This is a genomic window from Pseudomonas sp. microsymbiont 2 (assembly GCF_054788395.1).
The window spans coordinates 2,980,920-3,001,239 of the sequence record NZ_CM139112.1; the positions used below are offsets into that span (position 1 = coordinate 2,980,920).

16 protein-coding genes are annotated in these 20,320 nt (G+C 65.3%); 9 read left to right on the forward strand and 7 right to left on the reverse strand.

The window, feature by feature from the left end; genetic code table 11:
* Nucleotides 1–312 precede the first annotated feature (312 nt).
* Nucleotides 313–2,991, forward strand: a complete 2,679-nt coding sequence (locus tag ACYUME_RS13385; protein WP_460415018.1) for an ATP-dependent Clp protease ATP-binding subunit — start codon at nucleotides 313–315, stop codon at nucleotides 2,989–2,991.
* Here ACYUME_RS13385 and ACYUME_RS13390 read toward each other — a convergent pair.
* From ACYUME_RS13390 to ACYUME_RS13400, 3 genes are read right to left on the reverse strand one after another with little or no spacing between them, the layout of a single operon-like run.
* On the reverse strand, nucleotides 2,988–3,239 hold the full coding sequence (locus ACYUME_RS13390) for a MoaD/ThiS family protein (protein WP_460415020.1): 252 nt from the start codon (nucleotides 3,237–3,239) through the stop codon (nucleotides 2,988–2,990). The two genes, ACYUME_RS13385 and ACYUME_RS13390, sit on opposite strands and share 4 nt — an antisense overlap.
* Nucleotides 3,236–3,724, reverse strand: a complete 489-nt coding sequence (gene moaC, locus ACYUME_RS13395; RefSeq protein ID WP_279885918.1) for a cyclic pyranopterin monophosphate synthase MoaC — start codon at nucleotides 3,722–3,724, stop codon at nucleotides 3,236–3,238. Before moaC ends, ACYUME_RS13390 begins: the two co-directional genes overlap by 4 nt.
* Nucleotides 3,721–4,641: a LysR family transcriptional regulator gene (locus tag ACYUME_RS13400; protein ID WP_279885920.1), complete on the reverse strand. Its 921-nt coding sequence runs from the start codon at nucleotides 4,639–4,641 to the stop codon at nucleotides 3,721–3,723. Before ACYUME_RS13400 ends, moaC begins: the two co-directional genes overlap by 4 nt.
* 240 nt (nucleotides 4,642–4,881) lie before the next feature.
* Here ACYUME_RS13400 and moaB point away from each other — a divergent pair, with 240 nt between their 5' ends.
* Both moaB and ACYUME_RS13410 read left to right on the forward strand, forming a co-directional pair.
* Nucleotides 4,882–5,421 (forward strand): molybdenum cofactor biosynthesis protein B, encoded by a 540-nt coding sequence (moaB, locus tag ACYUME_RS13405; RefSeq protein ID WP_460415023.1) that lies wholly within the window; start codon nucleotides 4,882–4,884, stop codon nucleotides 5,419–5,421.
* Nucleotides 5,418–6,623, forward strand: a complete 1,206-nt coding sequence (locus ACYUME_RS13410) for a molybdopterin molybdotransferase MoeA (protein WP_460415025.1) — start codon at nucleotides 5,418–5,420, stop codon at nucleotides 6,621–6,623. Before moaB ends, ACYUME_RS13410 begins: the two co-directional genes overlap by 4 nt.
* Nucleotides 6,624–6,671: 48 nt before the next feature.
* On the opposite strand, the gene ACYUME_RS13415 is transcribed toward ACYUME_RS13410, so the two are convergent.
* Together ACYUME_RS13415 and ACYUME_RS13420 are read right to left on the reverse strand one after the other, a co-directional pair.
* Nucleotides 6,672–8,048 carry an OprD family porin gene (locus tag ACYUME_RS13415; protein ID WP_460415027.1) on the reverse strand — a complete coding sequence of 459 codons (1,377 nt, stop codon included), beginning with the start codon at nucleotides 8,046–8,048 and terminating at the stop codon, nucleotides 6,672–6,674.
* Between the two features lie 92 nt (nucleotides 8,049–8,140).
* Nucleotides 8,141–9,040 (reverse strand): bestrophin family protein, encoded by a 900-nt coding sequence (locus ACYUME_RS13420; protein ID WP_279885927.1) that lies wholly within the window; start codon nucleotides 9,038–9,040, stop codon nucleotides 8,141–8,143.
* A 284-nt stretch (nucleotides 9,041–9,324) separates the two neighbouring features.
* On the opposite strand from ACYUME_RS13420, the gene ACYUME_RS13425 reads away from it, so the two are divergent.
* From ACYUME_RS13425 to cydB, 3 genes are all read left to right on the forward strand, one after another.
* Nucleotides 9,325–11,649 (forward strand): FdhF/YdeP family oxidoreductase, encoded by a 2,325-nt coding sequence (locus ACYUME_RS13425; protein ID WP_460415029.1) that lies wholly within the window; start codon nucleotides 9,325–9,327, stop codon nucleotides 11,647–11,649.
* A 91-nt stretch (nucleotides 11,650–11,740) separates the two neighbouring features.
* Nucleotides 11,741–13,132, forward strand: coding sequence for a cytochrome ubiquinol oxidase subunit I (locus tag ACYUME_RS13430; protein WP_460415031.1), 1,392 nt, complete (start codon nucleotides 11,741–11,743; stop codon nucleotides 13,130–13,132).
* Between the two features lie 14 nt (nucleotides 13,133–13,146).
* On the forward strand, nucleotides 13,147–14,163 hold the full coding sequence (gene cydB, locus ACYUME_RS13435) for a cytochrome d ubiquinol oxidase subunit II (RefSeq protein WP_460415033.1): 1,017 nt from the start codon (nucleotides 13,147–13,149) through the stop codon (nucleotides 14,161–14,163).
* Between the two features lie 86 nt (nucleotides 14,164–14,249).
* On the opposite strand, the gene ACYUME_RS13440 is transcribed toward cydB, so the two are convergent.
* Nucleotides 14,250–15,038: a formate/nitrite transporter family protein gene (locus ACYUME_RS13440; protein WP_279885935.1), complete on the reverse strand. Its 789-nt coding sequence runs from the start codon at nucleotides 15,036–15,038 to the stop codon at nucleotides 14,250–14,252.
* A gap of 371 nt (nucleotides 15,039–15,409) precedes the next feature.
* Here ACYUME_RS13440 and ACYUME_RS13445 point away from each other — a divergent pair, with 371 nt between their 5' ends.
* The 3 genes from ACYUME_RS13445 to ACYUME_RS13455 all read left to right on the forward strand — a co-directional run bounded on the left by ACYUME_RS13445 (nucleotide 15,410) and on the right by ACYUME_RS13455 (nucleotide 18,984).
* The gene (locus ACYUME_RS13445) at nucleotides 15,410–16,276 is read left to right on the forward strand and encodes a DNA-binding protein (RefSeq protein ID WP_460415035.1); all 867 of its coding nucleotides are present in this window, start codon (nucleotides 15,410–15,412) and stop codon (nucleotides 16,274–16,276) included.
* Nucleotides 16,277–16,332: 56 nt separating this feature from the next.
* On the forward strand, nucleotides 16,333–17,901 hold the full coding sequence (locus ACYUME_RS13450) for a sensor domain-containing diguanylate cyclase (protein WP_460415036.1): 1,569 nt from the start codon (nucleotides 16,333–16,335) through the stop codon (nucleotides 17,899–17,901).
* Nucleotides 17,902–17,967: 66 nt separating this feature from the next.
* Nucleotides 17,968–18,984 (forward strand): transporter, encoded by a 1,017-nt coding sequence (locus ACYUME_RS13455; protein ID WP_460419359.1) that lies wholly within the window; start codon nucleotides 17,968–17,970, stop codon nucleotides 18,982–18,984.
* 7 nt (nucleotides 18,985–18,991) lie between these two features.
* Here the strand turns inward: ACYUME_RS13455 and cprA are convergent, their stop codons facing one another.
* On the reverse strand, nucleotides 18,992–20,149 hold the full coding sequence (gene cprA, locus ACYUME_RS13460) for a cationic peptide resistance protein CprA (RefSeq protein WP_460415038.1): 1,158 nt from the start codon (nucleotides 20,147–20,149) through the stop codon (nucleotides 18,992–18,994).
* Nucleotides 20,150–20,320 lie beyond the last annotated feature (171 nt).

A 20,320-nucleotide genomic window follows, 5' to 3' on the forward strand; every position in this document is an offset into this window, starting at 1 on the left:
CGACGCCTTCGCGGGTAAACCCGCTCCCACACTGACCTTGAGTCCGAGCAAGACAGCTGCTCTCACATGACCGCCAAGGGCCGTAAGCGCCTGCGGTCATTCGTCGGCTGAAAGCTGTGATGGCAGAACGGGATCCAGGCTTCGCGACTAAGGTGAACTGTTGCCACGGCAATGCAGCCTGATGCAGGCATTGCCTTCCTGCGCATCGATGACCTGAGCGCCTGGGGTGCAAGTCGGTCAAGGCAAGGAGCCACCGTCCATCGTTGTCCGTTGTTCACCGGCTTGCCCCACCTAATCCGGAGACTCCCGACCATGGCTACGCTCTGTGAAATCTGCAACGCAAGACCCGCCACCGCGAGGGTGACGGTGTCGCAAAACGGCCAGCGCAAGACCATGTCCATCTGCGACCACGACTATCGTCAGCTGCTGCGCCACCAGAACATGCTCAACCCCTTCGATTCGCTGCTTGGCGGCGGGCTGTCGAGCCTCTTCGGCGGCATGGGTGGCTTGCCGGATCACTTCGCCGACGGCGCGGGCCTGTCCGCGGAAGTCCAGCGCGACTCGGTCGACCCAAGCGACGCGTTCAGCGAGCAGACCCTGGAGATCCTCCAGCATGCCGCCGAGAAGGCCCATGAACTGAACCGCAGCGAGGTCGACTCCGAACACCTGCTGTACGTGCTGGCCGACACCGATGTCGGCATGGCCCTGCTCAAGGAACTGAAGTTGTCCGCGGACGACATCAAGGGCTACATCGACCAGCATGCCCAGAAGGGCAGCGAAGAGGTCGAGCCCGACAAGATGACCATTTCCCCGCGCTTGAAGAAAGCCTTCAACTTCGCCTTCCAGGCCTCGCGTGACCTGGGCCACTCCTATGTCGGCCCCGAGCACCTGCTGATCGGCCTGGCCTCGGTGCCGGACAGCATTGCCGGGACCCTGCTCAAGAAATACGGGGTCACGCCCGAGGCCCTGCGCCAGAAAGTGCTCAAGGTGGTCGGCAAGGGTGCCGAGGACGGTCGCGTGGATACCCCGACCGGCACGCCGACCCTGGACAAGTTCGGCCGCGACCTGACCGCCATGGCCCGCGAAGGCAAGCTCGACCCGGTGCTCGGCCGCGCCCAGGAGATCGAGAGCACCATCGAGGTGCTGGCGCGGCGCAAGAAGAACAACCCGGTGCTGATCGGTGAGCCCGGCGTGGGCAAGACCGCCATCGTCGAGGGGCTCGCCCAGCGCATCGTCAAGGGCGAGGTGCCCGAGGTACTGCGCGGTCGACGCCTGGTCGAGGTCAACCTCAATTCGATGGTCGCCGGCGCCAAGTACCGTGGTGAGTTCGAGGAGCGCGCCAAGCAGCTCATCGACGAAGTCACCGCCAAGCACGACGAGCTGATCCTGTTCATCGACGAGCTGCACACCATCGTCGGTGCCGGGCAGGGTGGCGGGGAGGGCGGGCTGGACATCGCCAACGTGCTCAAGCCGGCGCTGGCGCGCGGCGAGCTGAGCCTGATCGGCGCCACCACGCTCAACGAATACCAGAAGTACATCGAAAAGGACGCCGCCCTGGAGCGGCGCTTCCAGCCGGTGCTGGTGCCCGAGCCGACGGTCGAGCAGACGATCGTGATCCTGCGTGGCCTGCGCGACAGCCTGGAGGCTCACCACCAGGTGACCTTCGCCGACGAGGCGTTCGTTGCCGCCGCGGAGCTGTCGGACCGCTACATCACCACGCGCTTTCTGCCCGACAAGGCCATCGACCTGATCGACCAGGCCGCCGCCCGTGTACGCATCGGCGCCACCTCGCGCCCGGCCGCGATCCAGGAGCTGGAGGCGGAGATCGCCCAGCTCAAGCGCGAGCAGGACTATGCCTCTTCGCGCAAGCGCTTCGATGAAGCCAAGGACTTCGAGGAGCGCATCAAGGCCAAGAACACCGACCTGGAGGAGCAGACCGAAGCCTGGCAGCGCAAGACCGGCTCCGAGACCCTGGAGGTCACCCTGGCCTCGATTGCCGAGGTGGTGTCACGGCTGACCGGTGTGCCGGTGGCCGAGCTGACCCAGGAAGAGCGGCAGAAGCTGCTCAAGCTCGAAGACACCCTGCGCGAGCGCCTGATCGGCCAGGGCGACGCGGTGCAGGCGGTGAGCGATGCCGTGCGCCTGTCCCGGGCCGGCCTTGGGCAAGCCCACCGACCGATCGCCACCTTCCTGTTCCTCGGCCCGACCGGGGTCGGCAAGACCGAGCTGGCCAAGGCCCTGGCCGAGGCGGTGTTCGGCGATGAGCAGGCGATCATCCGCATCGACATGTCCGAGTACATGGAGCGCCATGCGGTGGCCCGCCTGATCGGCGCGCCACCCGGATACGTGGGCTACGACGAAGGTGGCCAGCTGACCGAACGGGTGCGGCGTCGGCCTTACAGCGTGATCCTGCTGGACGAGATCGAGAAGGCTCACCCGGACGTCAACAATGTCCTGCTGCAGGTGTTCGACGACGGTCGCCTGACCGATGGCAAAGGCCGAGTGGTGGACTTCAGCAACACCATCATCATCGCCACCAGCAACCTGGGCGCGCCGTTGATCATGGCCAACCTGGAGCGTCCGGAGGATGAGCGCACCGACGAGAAGACCCTCAAGGACGAACTGATGGGCGTGCTCAAAGGGCACTTCCGCCCCGAGTTCCTCAACCGCATCGACGACATCATCGTGTTCCATGCGCTGTCGCGCGACGATATCCGCGCGATCGTCAAGATCCAGCTGGAGCGGGTGGTGCGCACCGCCTCGGCGCAGGATATCCACCTGGCGGTGGACGACTCGCTGGTCGAGCATCTGGTCGAGGTCGGCTACCAGCCGGAGTTCGGCGCGCGGGAGCTCAAGCGGCAGATTCGCCAGGCGGTGGAGACGCGCCTGGCCAAGGAGATCCTGGGCGACCAGATCAAGTCCGGCGACCATGTGACCCTGGGCTACGATCACGACAACGGCAAGGTCACGCTCACCCCGGCGGCCACCTAGCCGCCGGTCACGGGAGGGAAGAAGGCGATGTCGTCGCCGTCGGACAGCGGCTCGTCCAGTGAGCACAGTTCCTGATTGCGTGCGCACATCAGGTTGGCCTGGCCCAGGGTTTGCGCCCATGGGCCGCCGCGCTCGAGCAACAGTCCGCGCAGGTCGCGCAGGCTGGCCAGGGCCGGTGTCCACGGCAGCGACTCGCCGTCGCTGCCGAGCAGTTCGCGGTAGCGGGCGAAATAGTTGACCCGGATCATCGCGCGTCCTCGGCCTGGTACAGCCCGGAGCGGCCACCGGACTTGTGCAGCAGGCGCATCCAGTCGATCTGCAGGCTGCGGTCGACGGCCTTGCACATGTCGTACAGGGTCAGGGCGGCGACGCTGGCGGCGGTCAGGGCTTCCATTTCCACACCGGTGACGCCCTTGAGCGTGCAGCTTGCGATGATCCTTACCGAATCCGGCGGCACCGCCTTGAGCTCCACGCTCACCGCAGTCAGCAACAGTGGATGACACAGCGGGATGAGCTCATGGGTGCGCTTGGCGGCCATGATCCCGGCAATGCGCGACACGGCGAAGACATCGCCCTTGGGGTGACCGCCGGCATTGATCAGGGCCAGGGTTTCCGGCTTCATGCGCACCCAGGCTTCGGCGACCGCCTCGCGGCGGCTGTCGGCCTTGTCGGTGACGTCGACCATGTGCGCATGGCCGCGGCTGTCCAGGTGAGTCAGTGGGGTGTCGTTCATGGCGTCTCCAAGGGCAGGCGGTTGACGGCGGCTTGCGGGTCGAGCAAGGCACGAGCCTCGGCGAAGCACTGTTCGGCCAGGGCCGAGCGCGGTTCGCTGCGGCGCAGCAGCAGGCCGACCGGGGCGAAGATGCTGGCCCCGTCGATCGGCAGGATACGGATGTGCTCGCTCAGCTCCTCCAGCCCGTGGTCCAGTGGCATGATCGCGCAGCACAGGCCGGCGCAGACGCCCTGGATCAACTGGTAGGTCGAATCGCTCTCGAGGATCGACTGGGGGTGCAGGCCGCGACTGCGAAAGCTCAGGTCGATCGACTGGCGGTAATGCATGCCCTGGGACAACAAGCCCAGCGGCAGTCGTTCCAGGGCCTCCCAGCTCAGGCTCGGCATGGCGAACTGGAAATGCCGGGTGTCGTACAGCAGGCCCATGCGCGTGGCACCGAGTTCGATGACGTCGAAGTAGCTGCGGTTGATCCGGTCCAGGTAGCAGATACCCAGGTCCAGCTGGTTGCGGCTCAGGCCATCGGTGACCTGTTCCGAGCTCAGCGAACTCAGTTGCACCTGTAGCTGTGGGTAGGCCTGGATCAGCGGCTTGAGCAGGTCCATCACCTGGAAGCTCGACAGCGGCACCATGCCGATGCGCAGGCTGCCCACCAGGCGCCCGCGGCAGTTGGCCGCCTCGGCCTGCAGGCCGTCGTAGGCGGCCAGCAAGGTGCGGGTCCAGGCCAGGATGCGCTCGCCGGCCTCGGTGAAGCCCTCGAAGCGCTGGCCACGGGTCACCAGCACCAGGCCCAGCTCTTCCTCCAGGTTGCGCAGGCGCATGGACAGGGTCGGCTGGGTGATATGGCACAAGGCAGCGGCCTGACCGAAGTGTCGGGTCTGGTCCAGCGCGATCAGGAACTTGAGTTGTTTGATATCCATGGTGCGCCTTGCCGGTAAGTGACTATCGGGAACAGGGCACGAATGCCATGTTTCAAGGCAGCGAAAAGTAAAGTGAAGAACAAAGGGCGTCCAATGGGAAATAACGAAGAAGTGATAGAGCGTGCTGATGATGAAGTTTGATAGAGCAGGCTTATGAGCCGGTTCGTATTATCGATTGGACGTGCGTTATTGCCGGCCCTAGTTTCATAAGAAGTTTGTTGAATATCAGAGTACCGAAAAATGAGTGTCAAAGCCGATGCCGTATTTGTCCCGCTGAATGTCGCCGTGCTGACGGTGAGCGATACCCGCACCTACGAAACCGACACTTCCGGCGAGCTGCTGGCGACGCGGGCGGTGGACATGGGCCATCGCCTGGTGAGCCGGGCGCTGCTCAAGGACGACCTGTACAAGATCCGCGCCCAGGTGGCGACCTGGATCGCCGATGAGGGCGTGCAGGTGGTGCTGATCACCGGCGGCACCGGTTTCACCGGACGTGACAGCACGCCGGAGGCGGTCAGCTGCCTGCTGGACAAGCATATCGATGGTTTTGGCGAGCTGTTCCGCGCCTTGTCGATCCTCGATATCGGCACTTCGACCGTGCAGAGCCGTGCGCTGGCTGGCCTGGCCAACGGTACCCTGGTGTGCTGCCTGCCAGGCTCGACCGGAGCGTGCCGTACCGCCTGGGAAGGCATCCTGGTGGAACAGCTCGATGCACGCCACCGGCCTTGCAACTTCGTGCCGCACCTGAAGGCCGCGCCGCTCTGCGGACCACGCCCATGAGCGGGCTGATGGCGGTCGATGACGCCCTGGCGCAGCTGCTGACGCTGGCCAGGGCGACGCCGTTCGCGGGCGTGGAACAGGTGCCCCTGCACCTGGCCGATGGGCGTGTGCTGGGCGCAGGACTACAGGCCAGGATCGACCTGCCGCCCTGGTCCAACAGCGCCATGGACGGCTATGCCATGCGCCTCGACGACCTGGCGGCAGGCCCGTTGCCGGTGTCGCAGAGCGTGTTCGCCGGGCAGGCGCCGGAGCCGCTGCAAGCAGGCACCTGCGCGCGGTTGTTTACCGGCGCGCCACTGCCCGCGGGCGCCGATTGCGTGCAGTTGCAGGAAAACTGCGAGCTGGACGAGCAAGGGCGAGTCAGCTCGCTGACGCCGCTGCGCCGGGGCGACAACGTGCGTGCGCAGGGCAACGAGGTCCGCGCCGGCGCCGCCTTGCTGGCGGCCGGGACGGTGCTCGACCCCATCGCCCTCGGCGTGCTGGCGTCCCAGGGCATCACCCAGGTGCCGGTGCTGCGTCGGCCACGCGTGGCCTTGCTGTCCAGCGGCGACGAACTGGCCGGCGAGGGCGCGAGCCTGGCGCCTGGGCAGATCCACGACAGCAACCGAGTGGTGCTCAGCGCGCTGCTCACGCGTCTGGGGTGCCAGGTGATCGACCTGGGCTGCCTGCCGGACGACCCCGCGCGCATTCGTGCGGCGCTGGCCCAGGCCACGGACAGCGATCTGATCATCAGCAGCGCCGGAGTGTCGGTGGGCGATGCCGACTGCATCGGCGCGCTGCTGCGCGAGTCCGGCGAGGTGCTGCTGTGGAAGCTCGCCATCAAGCCTGGCAAGCCTTTCACGTTTGGCAGCATCGACCGCGTGCCGTTTCTCGGCCTGCCCGGCAACCCGGGGTCGGCGCTGGTCACCTTCCTGCTGCTGGCGCGTCCCTACCTGCTGGCGCGCATGGGCGTCGCGCAGCTCGAACCGATGCGCATGCCGGTGGTGGCGGGGTTCGCCTGGCCGAAACCGGGCAAGCGCCAGGAGTACCTGCGGGTCAGGCTCGATGGCGGGCGGGCGCGCTTGCTGGAGAACCAGAGTTCGGCGACCTTGCTCAGTGCCGTGGTGGCCGACGGGCTGCTGGAGGTGCCGGCAGGGGAAACGTTCGAAGCCGGGGACGTGCTGGATTTCATCGCCTTTGCCGGTCTGTTCGGCGCGCGTTGACGCCGTTTCGCCCGCTGCGCCCTGGCGCGGCGGGCGAACGCCGTGGCGCTACAGCAGTGGCACGGTGTAACTGACGATCAGGCGGTTCTCGTCCTGGTCACGCTGGCTGGCATACCCCGGCGTGGCGCTGCTCGGCAGACCGCTGCGAATGCTGGCGTTCTTCCAGGCCAGCCCCAGGCCCTTGAACGGGCCGGAGGGCGTGACGTAGCTCAAGGCGATGTCGCGCTCCCACTCGCCGCGATCGGCGTGGGCGGTGGCGATTGCGTCGGCATTGAGGTAGAGCACGCTGAAGTTCAGCCCGGGCACGCCGGCCGCGGCGAAGTCATAGCTGTAGCGTGCCAGCCAGGTGCGCTCCCCGGCGCGGTTGAACTTGAGCAGTTGCGCGTCGCTGATCAGGTAGGTGCTGGTGCCTTCGCCATCACCTCGATTGAGGTAAGGGAAGTCGCTGGCGCCGGTCAGCACCTGGTAGCCCGCGCCCAGGCTGTGGCCGCCAAGGCTGTAGGTGAACATGCCGCTGTACACCTGGTTGTCCACTTCACCCTTGGTCACCCCACCCCCGTAGTAGCCACTGCTCAGGTAATTGTCCTGGCGACCGGCGCGGCTGGCGTTCTTGCCATCGCTGTCACTGAGAAACACCCGCAGGTCGGTTTTAAGGGTGCCGGGGCCCAGCGGCAGGGTGTGCACCAGGCCGAGGAAGTGCTGCTGATAGAAGTCGTCCAGCTCGCCGTAGTAGTACTGCAGCAGCAGTTGCTTGCTCGCCTTGTAGTCGGCCCCGGCGAAATAGAAGTGATTGCTGTCGCGGCTCTTGGCGCCGCTGCCGTTGGCGCCGGCGATGCTCAGGGCGCGCAGGTCGGTGGAGTTGCGCCCGCGCGTGTGCTCGAGCTGGCCGGCGGTCAGGGTCAGATCGCTGAAGTCGTGAGAGGTCAGCTGGGTGCCCTGGTAAGTCAGCGGCAACAGGCGGGCATCGTTGGACACCACCACCGGCAGCTTGGGCTGCAAGGTGCCGTAGCGCAGCTCGCTGCGGGCGATGCGCATCTTCGCGGTCAGGCCGAGGCTGCTGAATTCGTCTACCGCCGAACCATCGTGCTCCAGCGGGAAGATCGTGCCGGGCTGGCGTTCGGCGCCTGCTTTGCCGGCCTTGCCGCCGCCATCCAGGCGTACCCCCAGCAGGCCCAGGGCATCGACGCCGAACCCGACTGTGCCCTGGGTGTAGCCCGAGGCGTAGTTGAGCATGAAGCCCTGGCCCCATTCGCTCTGCTTGCTGGGCGCCGCGCTGCCACTGCGGTTGTCGGTGTCGATGTAGAAGTTGCGCAGGGTCAGGCTGGCCTTGCTGTCTTCGATGAAGCCGCCGGCATGGGCGCAGAGGGGCGCAAGGCCCGCCAGTGTGGCCAGTGACATGGCCACGGACAGTGTGCTGCGTTGCATGGTTGCTGCTCCGTTGTTGTGATCAGGTGACGCGCAGGCGCAGGCCGCCGGCCAGTGTCTCTGGCCGGGGCGGGCAGGGTGTTCGGGGGAGGTCAGTTGAGGATGTGATCGACCGGTTGCAGCACCGGTGGCAGCTCGGTGCTGCCCAGCGCCGCCAGCACGTCGCGCTCGACGGTGCGCACGATGGCATCCAGGGGCAGGTCGTTCTCGTCGCGGCCGAAGGGGTCTTCCAGCTCGTTGCTGATGGCGTCCAGGCCGAAGAAGGTGTAGCTGACGATGGCGGTGAACAGTGGTGCCAGCCAGCCCAGCGGCTCGGCCATGGCGAACGGCAGCAGCACGCAGAACAGGAAGATGGTGCGGTGCAGCAGCAGGGTATAGGGGAAGGGCAGCGGCGTGGTCTTGATGCGCTCGCAGGCGGCCTGGGCCTGGGAAAGCCCGGTGAGTCGCTGCTCCAGGGTCACGTAGCGCCACTCGCTGATCTGCTGGTACTGCGCCAGGCGCGAGACACGGGCGCCCAGCGCCTGCAGGATGCCGTCGCTGAGATTGTGCTGCGGCAGGCTCGCGGCGTCGCTGACCCAGGCTGCCGCGGCCTTGTACTCGTCCTCGCCACGCAGCCGGGCGTTGAGCGCATGGGCATAGCCGCACAGGCCCTGTAGCAGCAGCCGGCGCTGGTGCGGGTCGGCGATCACGCTGCTGGCGCGGATGAACGAGCGAATCTCGATCACCACCTGGCCCCAGGCCTTGCGGCCTTCCCACCAGCGGTCGTAGCAGGCGTTGTTGCGAAAGCTCATGAAGATCGACAGCGACAGGCCCAGCAGGGTGAACGGCGTCGCGTTGACCCGCGAATAGAACGCCGGGTGCAGGGTCTCGGCCAGCACGATCAGTGACGCCAGCACGCTGACCATCAGGGTTCGGCGAACGACGCGGCGGGCAATCGAACCCTTGAGCGTGATCAGCACATTGAGCAGGTTGGGTTGGGGATGAACGATCATGGCGATTCCAGGACTTGCATATCGGTCGGCCTGCCGGAAGTTCAGAGCGCCACAAGCCTAGGGGCCGGGAAAGAGCCCGTCCAATTGCAATAAATGACCAGTTGATCGGCGCTTTCTATCATGGCCGAGTGATAGAGCGGACCGATCAACCTGTCATTACTTTTGATTTGACGATAGTGCTCGGCAAAAATAGCCTGCAGCGGTCAACAGTGTCGAAGTTGCTCTTTGCAGGGCGTGAAACTTCGAACTTGTTATTCCGCCTGTCGCGATCAAGGGTGACCCTGATGAACGAAGAAGAACATATTAAAAGTTACAACGGCCCGGCTGCCGGCTGGGGTGCGCTCAAGAGCGTGACCAAAGCCTGGCTGGGCAGCGAGAACGCGGTCAAGAACATCCGCGCCATGCTCAAGACCAACCAGAACAGCGGTTTCGACTGCCCTGGCTGCGCCTGGGGCGAGTCACCCGAGAACGGCATGGTCAAGTTCTGCGAGAACGGCGCCAAGGCGGTCAACTGGGAAGCCACCGGCCGCTCGGTGGACCCCGACTTCTTCGCCCGCTACAGCGTCAGCGCCTTGCTCGAGCAAAGCGACTACTGGCTCGAATACCAGGGGCGCCTGACCCACCCGATGCGCTATGACGCATCCACCGACCACTATGTCGAGATCAGCTGGGACGAAGCCTTCGCCCTGATCGCCAGGCACCTGAACAGCCTCGAATCGCCGGACCAGGCCGACTTCTATACCTCGGGCCGGGCCAGCAACGAAGCCGCCTATTTGTACCAGCTGTTCGTGCGCAGTTTCGGCACCAACAACTTCCCCGACTGCTCGAACATGTGCCACGAGGCCAGCGGCCTGGGCATGGGCGATACCCTCGGCGTGGGCAAGGGCACCGTGGTGTTCCATGACCTGGAGGAGGCCGATGCCATCTTCGTCATCGGCCAGAACCCCGGCACCAACCACCCGCGCATGCTCGAGCCGCTGCGCGAGGCGGTGGAGCGGGGCGCCCAGGTGGTGTGCTTCAACCCGCTCAAGGAGCGCGGCCTGGAGCGCTTCCAGCACCCGCAGCACCCGTTCGAGATGCTCAGCAACGGCTCCGAGCCGACCAATACCGCCTACTTCCGCCCGGCCCTGGGCGGCGACATGGCGGCGCTGCGCGGCATGGCCAAGTTCCTCCTGCAGTGGGAGCGCGAGGCCCAGGCCAACGGCATGCCACCGGTGTTCGACCATGCCTTCATCAAGGCCCACACCAGCGGCATGGATGACTACCTGGCCCAGGTCGACGCCACCTCGTGGGAGCACATCGTCGAACAGTCCGGCCTGAGCCTGGCCGAGATCGAGCTGGCCGCGCGCATGTACCGCAAGGCCGAGCGCGTGATCATGTGCTGGGCCATGGGCGTGACCCAGCATCGCCATTCGGTGCCGACCGTGCAGGAGATCGTCAACCTGCAGCTGCTGCGCGGCAACGTCGGCCGCCCGGGCGCCGGCCTGTCGCCGGTACGCGGCCACAGCAACGTGCAGGGCGACCGCACCATGGGCATCGACGAGAAGCCGCCGGCCTGGCTGCTGGACAACCTCGAACGCCGCTTCGGCATCGAGGTGCCGCGTGGCCACGGACACAACGCGGTGCTGGCGATCCAGGCCATGGAGGAGCAGCGCACCAAGGTGTTCATCGCCCTGGGCGGCAACTTCGCCCAGGCCACCCCGGACACGCCACGGACCCACGCGGCGTTGCGCAACTGCGACCTCACCGTGCACATCTCCACCAAGCTCAATCGTTCGCACCTGGTCACCGGTCGCGATGCGTTGATCCTGCCGTGCCTGGGCCGCACCGAAATCGACATCCAGGCCGAAGGGCCGCAGGGCGTCACCGTGGAAGACACCTTCAGCATGGTGCACATCTCCCACGGCCAGCTGAAGCCGCGTTCGCCGCTGCTGCGCTCGGAGCCGGCGATCGTTGCCGGCATGGCCAAGGCCACGCTGGGCGAACGGCCAATCGACTGGGAATGGGTGGTGGGCGACTATGCGCGCATCCGCGACCTGATCGCCGACACCATTCCCGGCTTCACCGACTTCAACGCGCGTCTGCAGCACCCCGGTGGCTTCCACCTGGGCAACGCCGCCGCCGAGCGCGAGTGGAACACCGCCAGCGGCAAGGCTCAGTTCACCGCCACCGAATTGCCGGCGCAACTGGTCAACGAGGCGGTGCTGGCCCGTGGCGACAAGCCAGACCTGATCCTGCAGACCCTGCGTTCCCACGATCAGTACAACACCACGCTGTACGGCCTGGACGATCGCTATCGCGGCGTGTTCGGCCTGCGCGACGTGGTCTTCGCCAACGAGGCGGACATCCGGCGCCTGGGCTTCGAGCCCGGCGAGAAGGTGGACATGGTGTCGCTGTGGGAGGACGGCCGCGAGCGCCGGGTCAACGGTTTCACCCTGGTGGCCTATGACATTCCGCAAGGCCAGGCTGCCGCCTACTACCCGGAAACCAACCCACTGGTACCACTGGAAAGCTATGGCGACCGGACCTACACGCCGACCTCCAAGTTCGTTGCGATCAAGTTCGAGAAGTCGCAACCGGATGCGCTGATCCACGCCGTCGCCGGCTGATCCCCACTGCTTCATTCATCGACTGCAGGCCCTCGGGCGTGCGGCGCCCTGGCGGCGACCGCCCGCGGGTCCGGTCAACAAGGATATTGTCATGTCGACTCTGGGTGCTCTGGACCTGGCGAGGCTTCAATTCGCCTTCACGGTCTCGTTCCACATCATTTTCCCGGCCATCACCATCGGCCTGGCCAGCTTTTTGGCCGTGCTCGAAGGCTGCTGGCTGAAAACCGACAACCCGGTCTACAAGGACCTGTACAAGTTCTGGTCGAAGATCTTCGCCGTCAACTTCGGCATGGGCGTGGTCTCCGGCCTGGTGATGGCCTACGAGTTCGGTACCAACTGGGCACGCTTCTCCGACTTCGCCGGCAGCGTGACCGGGCCGCTGCTCACCTACGAGGTGCTGACGGCGTTCTTCCTCGAGGCGGGCTTCCTCGGCGTCATGCTGTTCGGCTGGGGCCGGGTAGGGCGCCGGCTGCACTTCTTCGCCACGATCATGGTGGCGATCGGCACGCTGATCTCGATGTTCTGGATCCTCTCCTCCAACAGCTGGATGCAGACCCCGCAAGGCATCGAGATCGTCGATGGCCGCGTGGTGCCGCTGGACTGGTTCAAGATCGTCTTCAACCCGTCGTTCCCGTACCGTCTGGCGCACATGGCGCTGGCCGCGTTCCTCTCCACGGCGTTCTTCGTGTCCGCGTCCGCGGCCTGGCACCTGCTGCGTGGCCAGAACACCCCGCAGATTCGCAAGATGCTGTCGATGGGCATGTGGATGATCCTGGTCGCGACACCGGTCCAGGTAGTGGTCGGCGACGCCCACGGCCTGAACACGCTCGAACACCAGCCGGCGAAGATCGCCGCCATCGAAGGGCACTGGGAAAACATTCCCGGCGAACCGTCGCCACTGGTGCTGTTCGGCCTGCCGGACATGGCCGGCGAGACCACCCGCTACAGCCTCGAAGTGCCATACCTGGGCAGCCTGATCCTGACCCACAGCCTGGACAAGCAGATCCCGGCGCTCAAGAGTTTCGCCAAGGAAGACCGTCCGAACTCGACGATCATCTTCTGGAGTTTCCGGGTCATGGCCGGGCTGGGCATGCTGATGCTGGCCTGCGCCTTGCTGGCCCTGGTGCTGCGCCGCAACGGCGCGCTGTATCGCAATCGCGCGTTCCTCTGGTTTGCCTTGCTGATGGGGCCTTCGGGCTTGATCGCGCTGCTGGCCGGCTGGTTCACCACCGAAGTGGGCCGCCAACCCTGGGTGGTCTACGGCATGTTGCGCACCACCGACGCGGCGTCCAACCACAGTGCCGCGCAGATGAGCCTGACCCTGGCGCTGTTCGTGCTCATCTACTTCTCGGTGTTCACCGTGGGGATCGGCTACATGATGCGCCTGGTGCGCAAGGGCCCGGTCGCGCACGAGGAGCTGCCGAGCCCCCACCAACCGGAATCGCTGGCCACCGCGCGTCGCCCGCTGTCCGTCGCCGATTGAGAAGGAGCTGAACAATGACGATTCAAGGTATCGACCTGTCGGTCATCTGGGGCGTGATCATCGCCTTCGGCCTGATGATGTACGTGATCATGGATGGCTTCGACCTGGGGCTGGGCATTCTCTTCCCGCTGATCGGCGATTCGAGCGACCGTGACGTGATGATGAACACCGTGGCACCGGTGTGGGATGGCAACGAGACCTGGGCGGTGCTCGGCGCGGCGGCGCTGTATGGCGCCTTCCCGCTGGCCTACTCGGTGATCCTCGAGGCCCTGTACCTGCCGCTGGTACTGGTGCTGGCCGGGCTGATCTTCCGCGGCGTGGCCTTCGAGTTCCGCTTCAAGGCCCATCCACACAAGCGTCACCTGTGGGACAAAGCGTTCATCGGCGGCTCGGTGCTCGCCACCTTCTTCCAGGGCGTGGCCATCGGCACCTACATCAATGGCATCCCGGTGGTGGATCGCCAGTTCGCCGGCTCAGGCTGGGACTGGCTGTCGCCATTCCCGCTGTTCTGCGGCGTCGGCCTGCTGCTGACCTACGCGCTGCTGGGCAGCACCTGGTTGCTGATCAAGACCGACGGCATGCTCGAATCGCGCATGCGTCACTACAGCCGGCCGCTGACCTACCTGCTGGCACTGGTGATCGTGGTGATCTGCGCCTGGACCGCCTGGCTGCATGACGACATCGCCCAGCGCTGGTTCGGCGCCAGCCACTGGCTGCGCTCGCTGCTGATCGCCGTGCTGGCGGTGGTGGCGGTGGTGGTGATCCAGAAAACCCTGCGCATGCGTCACTCGCACATGCCGTTCATTGCCGTGGTCGGGCTGGTGTTCCTGGGCTACCTGGGCCTGGCGATCAGCATCTGGCCGAACATCGTGCCGCCAGGCATCACCTTGTGGCAGGCGGCGGCGCCCTTGACCAGCCAGTTGTTCGCGTTGATCGGGGCGTTGTTCATCATTCCGATCATCCTGGTGTACACCTTCTGGAGCTACCACGTGTTCCGCGGCAAGGTGCAGGCGGGGGATGCCTATCACTAGAGGTTGATCACCTCATCAGGGCTGCTGGGCAGCCCTTTCGCGGGCAAGCCCGCTCCCACAGGGCCGCACAGCGGCCCTGTCTTTTTCTATTGCAATGCGCCCTGCTCCTGCGCCGGGGCGCCGAACGACACGTAGTACGCCAGGCCGACGAAGATCGCGCCGCCCACGGCGTTGCCCAGGAACACCGCCGCCAGGTTTTCCGCCAGCTGCGCCCAGCTCAGGTAGCCGGCAAAGATCGCCGCCGGGATCAGGAACATGTTGGCCACCACGTGCTGGAAGCCGATGGCGACGAAAGCCATGATCGGGAACCAGATCCCGAGGATCTTGCCGCTCATCTCGCGGCTGGCATACGACAGCCACACTGCCAGACATACCAGCCAGTTGCAGCCGATGCCGGAGACGAACGCGTGCAGGAAGTCGGCGTTGACCTTGCTGGTGGCACCGGCCAAGGTCTTGCTCAAGTACGGCCCTTCGGTCAGGCCGAGCAGGTGGCCGAAGCAGTAGGCGACGAACAGCGCGCCGAGCAGGTTGGCCAAGGTCACCAGCGTCCAGTTGCGCAGCACAGCCCAGAGGCGGATACGCCCGGCGAACATGGCCAGGGGCAGGCTCATCATATTGCCGGTCAGTAGCTCGCCGCCGGCCAGGATCACCAGGATCAGGCCGATGGGGAACACCGCGGCGCCCAGCAGGTTGCCGAACGAGGCCCATTGCGCGGGGATCATGGTGCTCACGTGGATCGCCAGCAGGAAGCCCAGCGAAATGAACGCGCCGGCCAGAAAACCGAGGATCAGGGTGGCCCGGGTCGGCAGGTGCGCTTTCTTGGTACCGGCTTCTATGGCCAGTTCGGTGATCCGGGAGGGAGTATTCACAGACATTTGAGCAACTCGCACGCAAGGACGACGGCAACGCCGAAAGCGAGCCGTGGGTCTGGGTTTGACGGGAACAGGACAGATACGATCAACCCGTGGGGCGGGTGACTTCGACGTGGGCGAAACGTTATCTGAGGCAATTTGACGCAGTCAAATCAATAGGCTGGATGAGTTGATAGATCTCATCTATGAGAGGAAAAGAATCAAGTGGATCGCGCTATGTGGGGTTCGCCATCTTATTCGCGCAGCGAAGGCACTGACAACGCTTGGCGCTGCGTGAGGCTGCGATCCAACGCTTGAAATCGCTTCTGGGCAGGTTCACTATTCGCCATGTATTACGTGGTACGTAATACAGTACGAAAATGTCGGAGCGAGCAATGGCCAGAGGTGGAATCGACAAGAGGTTGGTGCAGCAGGCGCGCGATGCGCTGGTTGCCCGCGGCGAGCATCCCAGTATCGATGCGGTACGTATCGAATTGGGAAATACAGGCTCGAAGACCACCATCCACCGTTACCTGAAGGAGCTTGGTCAGCGGCAACCGGTGGCGCTCGAGGGCACCGCATGCCTGAGCGAGCCATTGGGGCGGCTGGTGGAGCAACTGGCGGCGCAGTTGCAGGAAGAGGCCCAGGCACGCATCGACATCGCCGAAACGGCGCTCGACCAGCAACGCGAGCAATTGCAGGCGCAACTGCAGCTGGCCCAGCTCGCATTGGCCGCTGCCCACCAACAGATCCAGGACCAGGCCGACGCGCTGGTGGCCCGCTCGCAAGAGCTCGAGGCCCTTCAGTCGACGTTGCGAGCCGAGCAGCTGCGCAGCGCCAGCCTCGAGCAGGCGCGTGGCGAACTGCAGGTGCGCCTGGCCGACAAGGACGAACAGATCCGCTCGCTCGAGCACAAGCACCACGCGGCCCATGAGGCACTGGCGCACTACCGCGAACAGCGCGAGCAAGAGCAACGCCGTATCGATACCCAGGTGCGGCAGCTGCAGGGTCAGCTGCAGACACTGCAGCAAGGCGCGATCGTCCATCAGCAGGAGTCGACCCGCCTGCACCGCGACAACGAGCGCCTGCTGGCCGGGCAGCGGCAGACGGCGCAGCGGTGCGCCGAGCTTGAGCTGCAGCTGGAACAGCGCGACGCCCAGGTGCAGGGATTGCGCGCCATCCTGGCCCAGGCCCAGGGCGCCAGCGAGGAAATGCGCCGGCAACTGACGGCCTGCGAGGCGCGCCTGGCCGGCAAAGCCTGAGCGGCGCCGCGCTGTACTATATTCATTGACGGCAAATCCTTGACGGTGGGACCTCGATGCATGCAGCCGGAAAACAAGGCGAAGATCGCGCACTCGCGGCAAGCGGCGAGGGCCGAGCCGCGTCGCTGTTCCGTCTGGTGCTGAGTTTCATGGCCGTGGTGATGCTGGCCTTCGTGATGCTCGAAGGCTGGCGCATCTGGCGCGAGTATCGCGAAGCATTCATCAAGGCCGAGGAGACGGTGACCAACCTGGCCTGGGCTACCGCCCAGCACGCCGAGGACACCATTCGCCAGGTCGACGCCATTACCGCGGCCCTGTCCGAACGCCTCGAAGGCGATGGTCTGCAGACCATCGACCGGCCCCGGTTGCATGCCATGTTCAAGCAGCAGATGGCGATCATGCCGCAGTTGCATGGCCTGTTCGTGTATGGGCCGGACGGTAGCTGGGTGGTCAGCGACAAAGATGCCGTGCCACCCCGGGTCAACAACGCCGACCGTGCGTATTTCGCCTATCACCGCGACCATCGTGACCACGAGGTGCGTATCGGCAACGTGGTACGCAGTCGCTCCACCGGCGACCTGATCCTGCCCATCTCGCGGCGCCTGGAGCACCCGGACGGCAGCTTCGCCGGCGTGCTGCTGGGCACCATCAAGATCGACTGGCTCGTGCGCTATTACGGCGATTTCAAGATCGACGAACATGGCGTGCTGGTGCTGGCCAAGCGCAACGGCACCATCATCGCCCGGTATCCATTCGTGGAGAAGGAGATCGGCCTCAGCCTTGCCGACAGCGAGGTCTTTCGCAACTACCTGCCCTATGCCAGCAAAGGTGTCGTCGATGCCGTGGCGGTGATCGACGGGACGCGTCGCCTGTACGCCTTTCGCGCCTTGCCGAGCTACCCCTTGGTGATGGAAGCAGGGCTGTCGCGCGAGTCGATCCTGATGCAATGGCGCCAGGACATGATCAAGGCCGTGATATTGCTCGTGCTGCTGCTGATCGGCCTGGCGGGCTTCGGCTGGGTCGTGTTGCGCCAGCTGCGCGAGCGTATCGTCATCGAGCGTGCATTGCACCAGGCACACCAGACCCTCAAGGTCATGGCCTTGACCGACAGCCTGACCGGGCTTGGCAATCGTCGGCGCCTGGACTCGGTGCTCGAGGCGGAAGTTCGCCGGGCTCGGCGCCAAGGCTATCCGCTGGCCCTGGTCATGCTCGACCTCGACCACTTCAAGGCCTACAACGATCACTATGGCCATCCGGCGGGCGACGAGTGCCTGCGCCGCTTCGGTACGCTGCTGCGCCAGTCGCTCAAGCGCCCGGGCGATCTGGCGGTGCGCTATGGCGGCGAGGAGTTCACCCTGTTGTTGCCCAATACCGATGCCCAGGGCGCCAGTGCGATCGTCCAGGAAATCCTTCAGCTGCTGCGCAACATGGCGCTGGAGCATGTCGGCAGCCCTCTGGGGCGGGTCTCGAGCAGTGCCGGAATAGCCGCGGGCACACCCACGCTGGAAGCGATCACCCCGCAAAGCCTGACGGCGGCGGCCGATCGGGCGCTGTACGAGGCCAAGCGCCAGGGCCGGGACCGTTACTGCGTGGCGGATGGCATCGAGGCGGACACGGACTCTTGAGCACTGTCATCCGACTGTCATCCGCTCGACACTACCATCGGATTTCGTATGCGAGAGTTCATCGCCATGCTATCCGGTAACGCCAACCCTCATCATGAAGCCGATCTGCACGGCCTGCTGTATGGCTTCGTCTTTCGTCCTGGCGAGCCAGGCCGCGAAATCGACTCGGTCCAGGCCGTGGCGCAGTTGCAGGCAGCGCCCGGCGAAGCGTTCATCTGGCTGCACCTGAACCTTGCCCATGCCGCCTGCGAGCGCTGGATGAAGGCCAATCTGGATCTGCCGGAGACCTTTTTCGAGACCCTGCGCGAAGGCTCGCGCTCGACGCGCATCGAGCATATCGACTCGGCCTTGCTCGCGGTGGTCAACGATATGGTGTTCAGCTTCGGCCTGGTGTCCTCCGATGTATCCACGCTCTGGGCCTGCGCGCGCAGCCGCCTGTTGGTGAGCGCGCGCCTGCAGCCCTTGCATTCGGTGGACGAACTGCGCTCGTCGGTCAAGCGCGGGGAACGTTTCGGCTCGACCGTGGAGCTGCTGGTACACCTGGTGCGCGATCAGAGCGACCTGCTGACCAAGGTGGTGCGAGAGACCACCCTGAAGGTCGACCGTATCGAGGACCAACTGCTGTCCTTGCGCTTGAGCGACAACCGCGCCGAACTCAGCGGCCAGCGCCGTGTGCTGGTACGCCTGCAGCGCTTGCTGGCACTGGAGCCGGGCTCGCTGCTGCGCCTGCTCAACCGTCCGCCGCAGTGGCTGCGCGAGCAGGATATTCGCCAACTGCGCGCGTCCACCGAGGAGTTCTCGGTGATCATCAACGACCTCACCAGCCTGGTCGAGCGGATCAAGCTGTTGCAGGAAGAGATCGCCGCCAAGCTCACCGAGCAGAACAACCGCACGCTGTTCACGCTCACCGTGGTGACGGTGCTGGCGTTGCCGATCAACATCATCGCCGGCTTCTTCGGCATGAACGTCGGCGGCGTGCCGCTGGCGGACGACCCCCATGGGTTCTGGGTGCTGGTGGCACTGGTGGTGACCTTCACCGTCATCGCCGGACGCTTGGCGTTGCGCAAGCGCGGGGATTACTGACGCTGCGCTATTTGAAGTCCCACTGCATCTGGGTCGCGATGCTCACTGCGCTGGACGACCTGACGCAGACATCCAGGTAATCGGTGAAACGTGGCGGCAGCGCGATGCCTTCCTCGATCAGACGGCTGTTGTCGAACAGGTAGTTCAGGTCGGCGAAGCCGCTGTACAGGCGCAGGGCGCGCAGCACCAGGCGTGGGTTGGCTGGGCCGATACGGGCTTCGAAACTGCTTGCCAGGGTTTTCAGGTCATCTACATCGACCTTGCGGTAGCGTTCTGCGACAGGCTCGGCGCCATTGGCCTGGGCAAAGGCCGCGTCGATCTCGGCGAAGGTGCAGGCCGACTGATGACCGGCGGAAATATGGTACAGGTCATGGCCGAGCAGCGGCTTGAGCGCCAGACCGATCAGCGCTTCGGCGCAGTAGTCCACCGGGATCACGTCGATCTGCTCGTCCAGGCCGCAGGTGAAGCTTTCCAGGGCGAAGCCCATGCGGAACACCCAGAAGATGCTGCCTGAGGCCTGGCAACCGAGGCTGCGGTGGCCCACCACGATCGATGGGCGCGCCACGACCAGGGGCAGGCCGGGCAGGTCCTGGCGCAGGCGCCGCTCGATCTCGGCCTTGGACGCGGTGTAGTCCACCAGTTGCTGCGCGGCGTCCGGAAACTCCCATGACTCGCTGATCGGCGACTGGCGCTGCGGCCCGCAGCACATCGCGGTGCCCACATGCAGGAAGCGCTTGAGGCGGGTGGAGCGGCTCAGCACCTGGGCGAAGGCGAAGGTGCCCTCGACGTTGACCGGCCAGATGTTCGGATTCTTCGAGAACGACGCGACGGCGGCGCAGTTGATCACTCGGTCCATTTGCATCAGGCGCGGGGCTTCATGCGCGAGCCAGGCCGTATCGAGGAAATCGCCGCAGATGATCTGCGCCTCGCTCAGCGCCTGTTCATCAGGGCCGCTGACACCATGCTGGCGCAGGTTGTCGCGCAGGCGCTGCAAGCCTTGTTCGGCGCTTTTGGCGCGGACCAGGAAGCTGAGGTCAGCGCCATGGCCGCCGGCGATCAACTGGGCGGCCACCGAGCCACCCAGAAAGCCGGTGGCGCCGGTCAGCAGGATGTGTTCGCGCATCGGGGGTTGGGTGATGGGCGCACCAGTACTTGGGGTGTTCATGGTTATCCTCGGGAATGAAATGGCTCAGGCCGCCATCACAACAAGATTGCGGGCGCGAGCGGGCGCACTGCCAGGAACAAACGTGGCAAGTACAAATATCTTGAAAATACGTGCAGCCCGCGAACTACCGCAGCTGACAGGTGAGGGCGGGTGACTGATTCTGGCCACGCC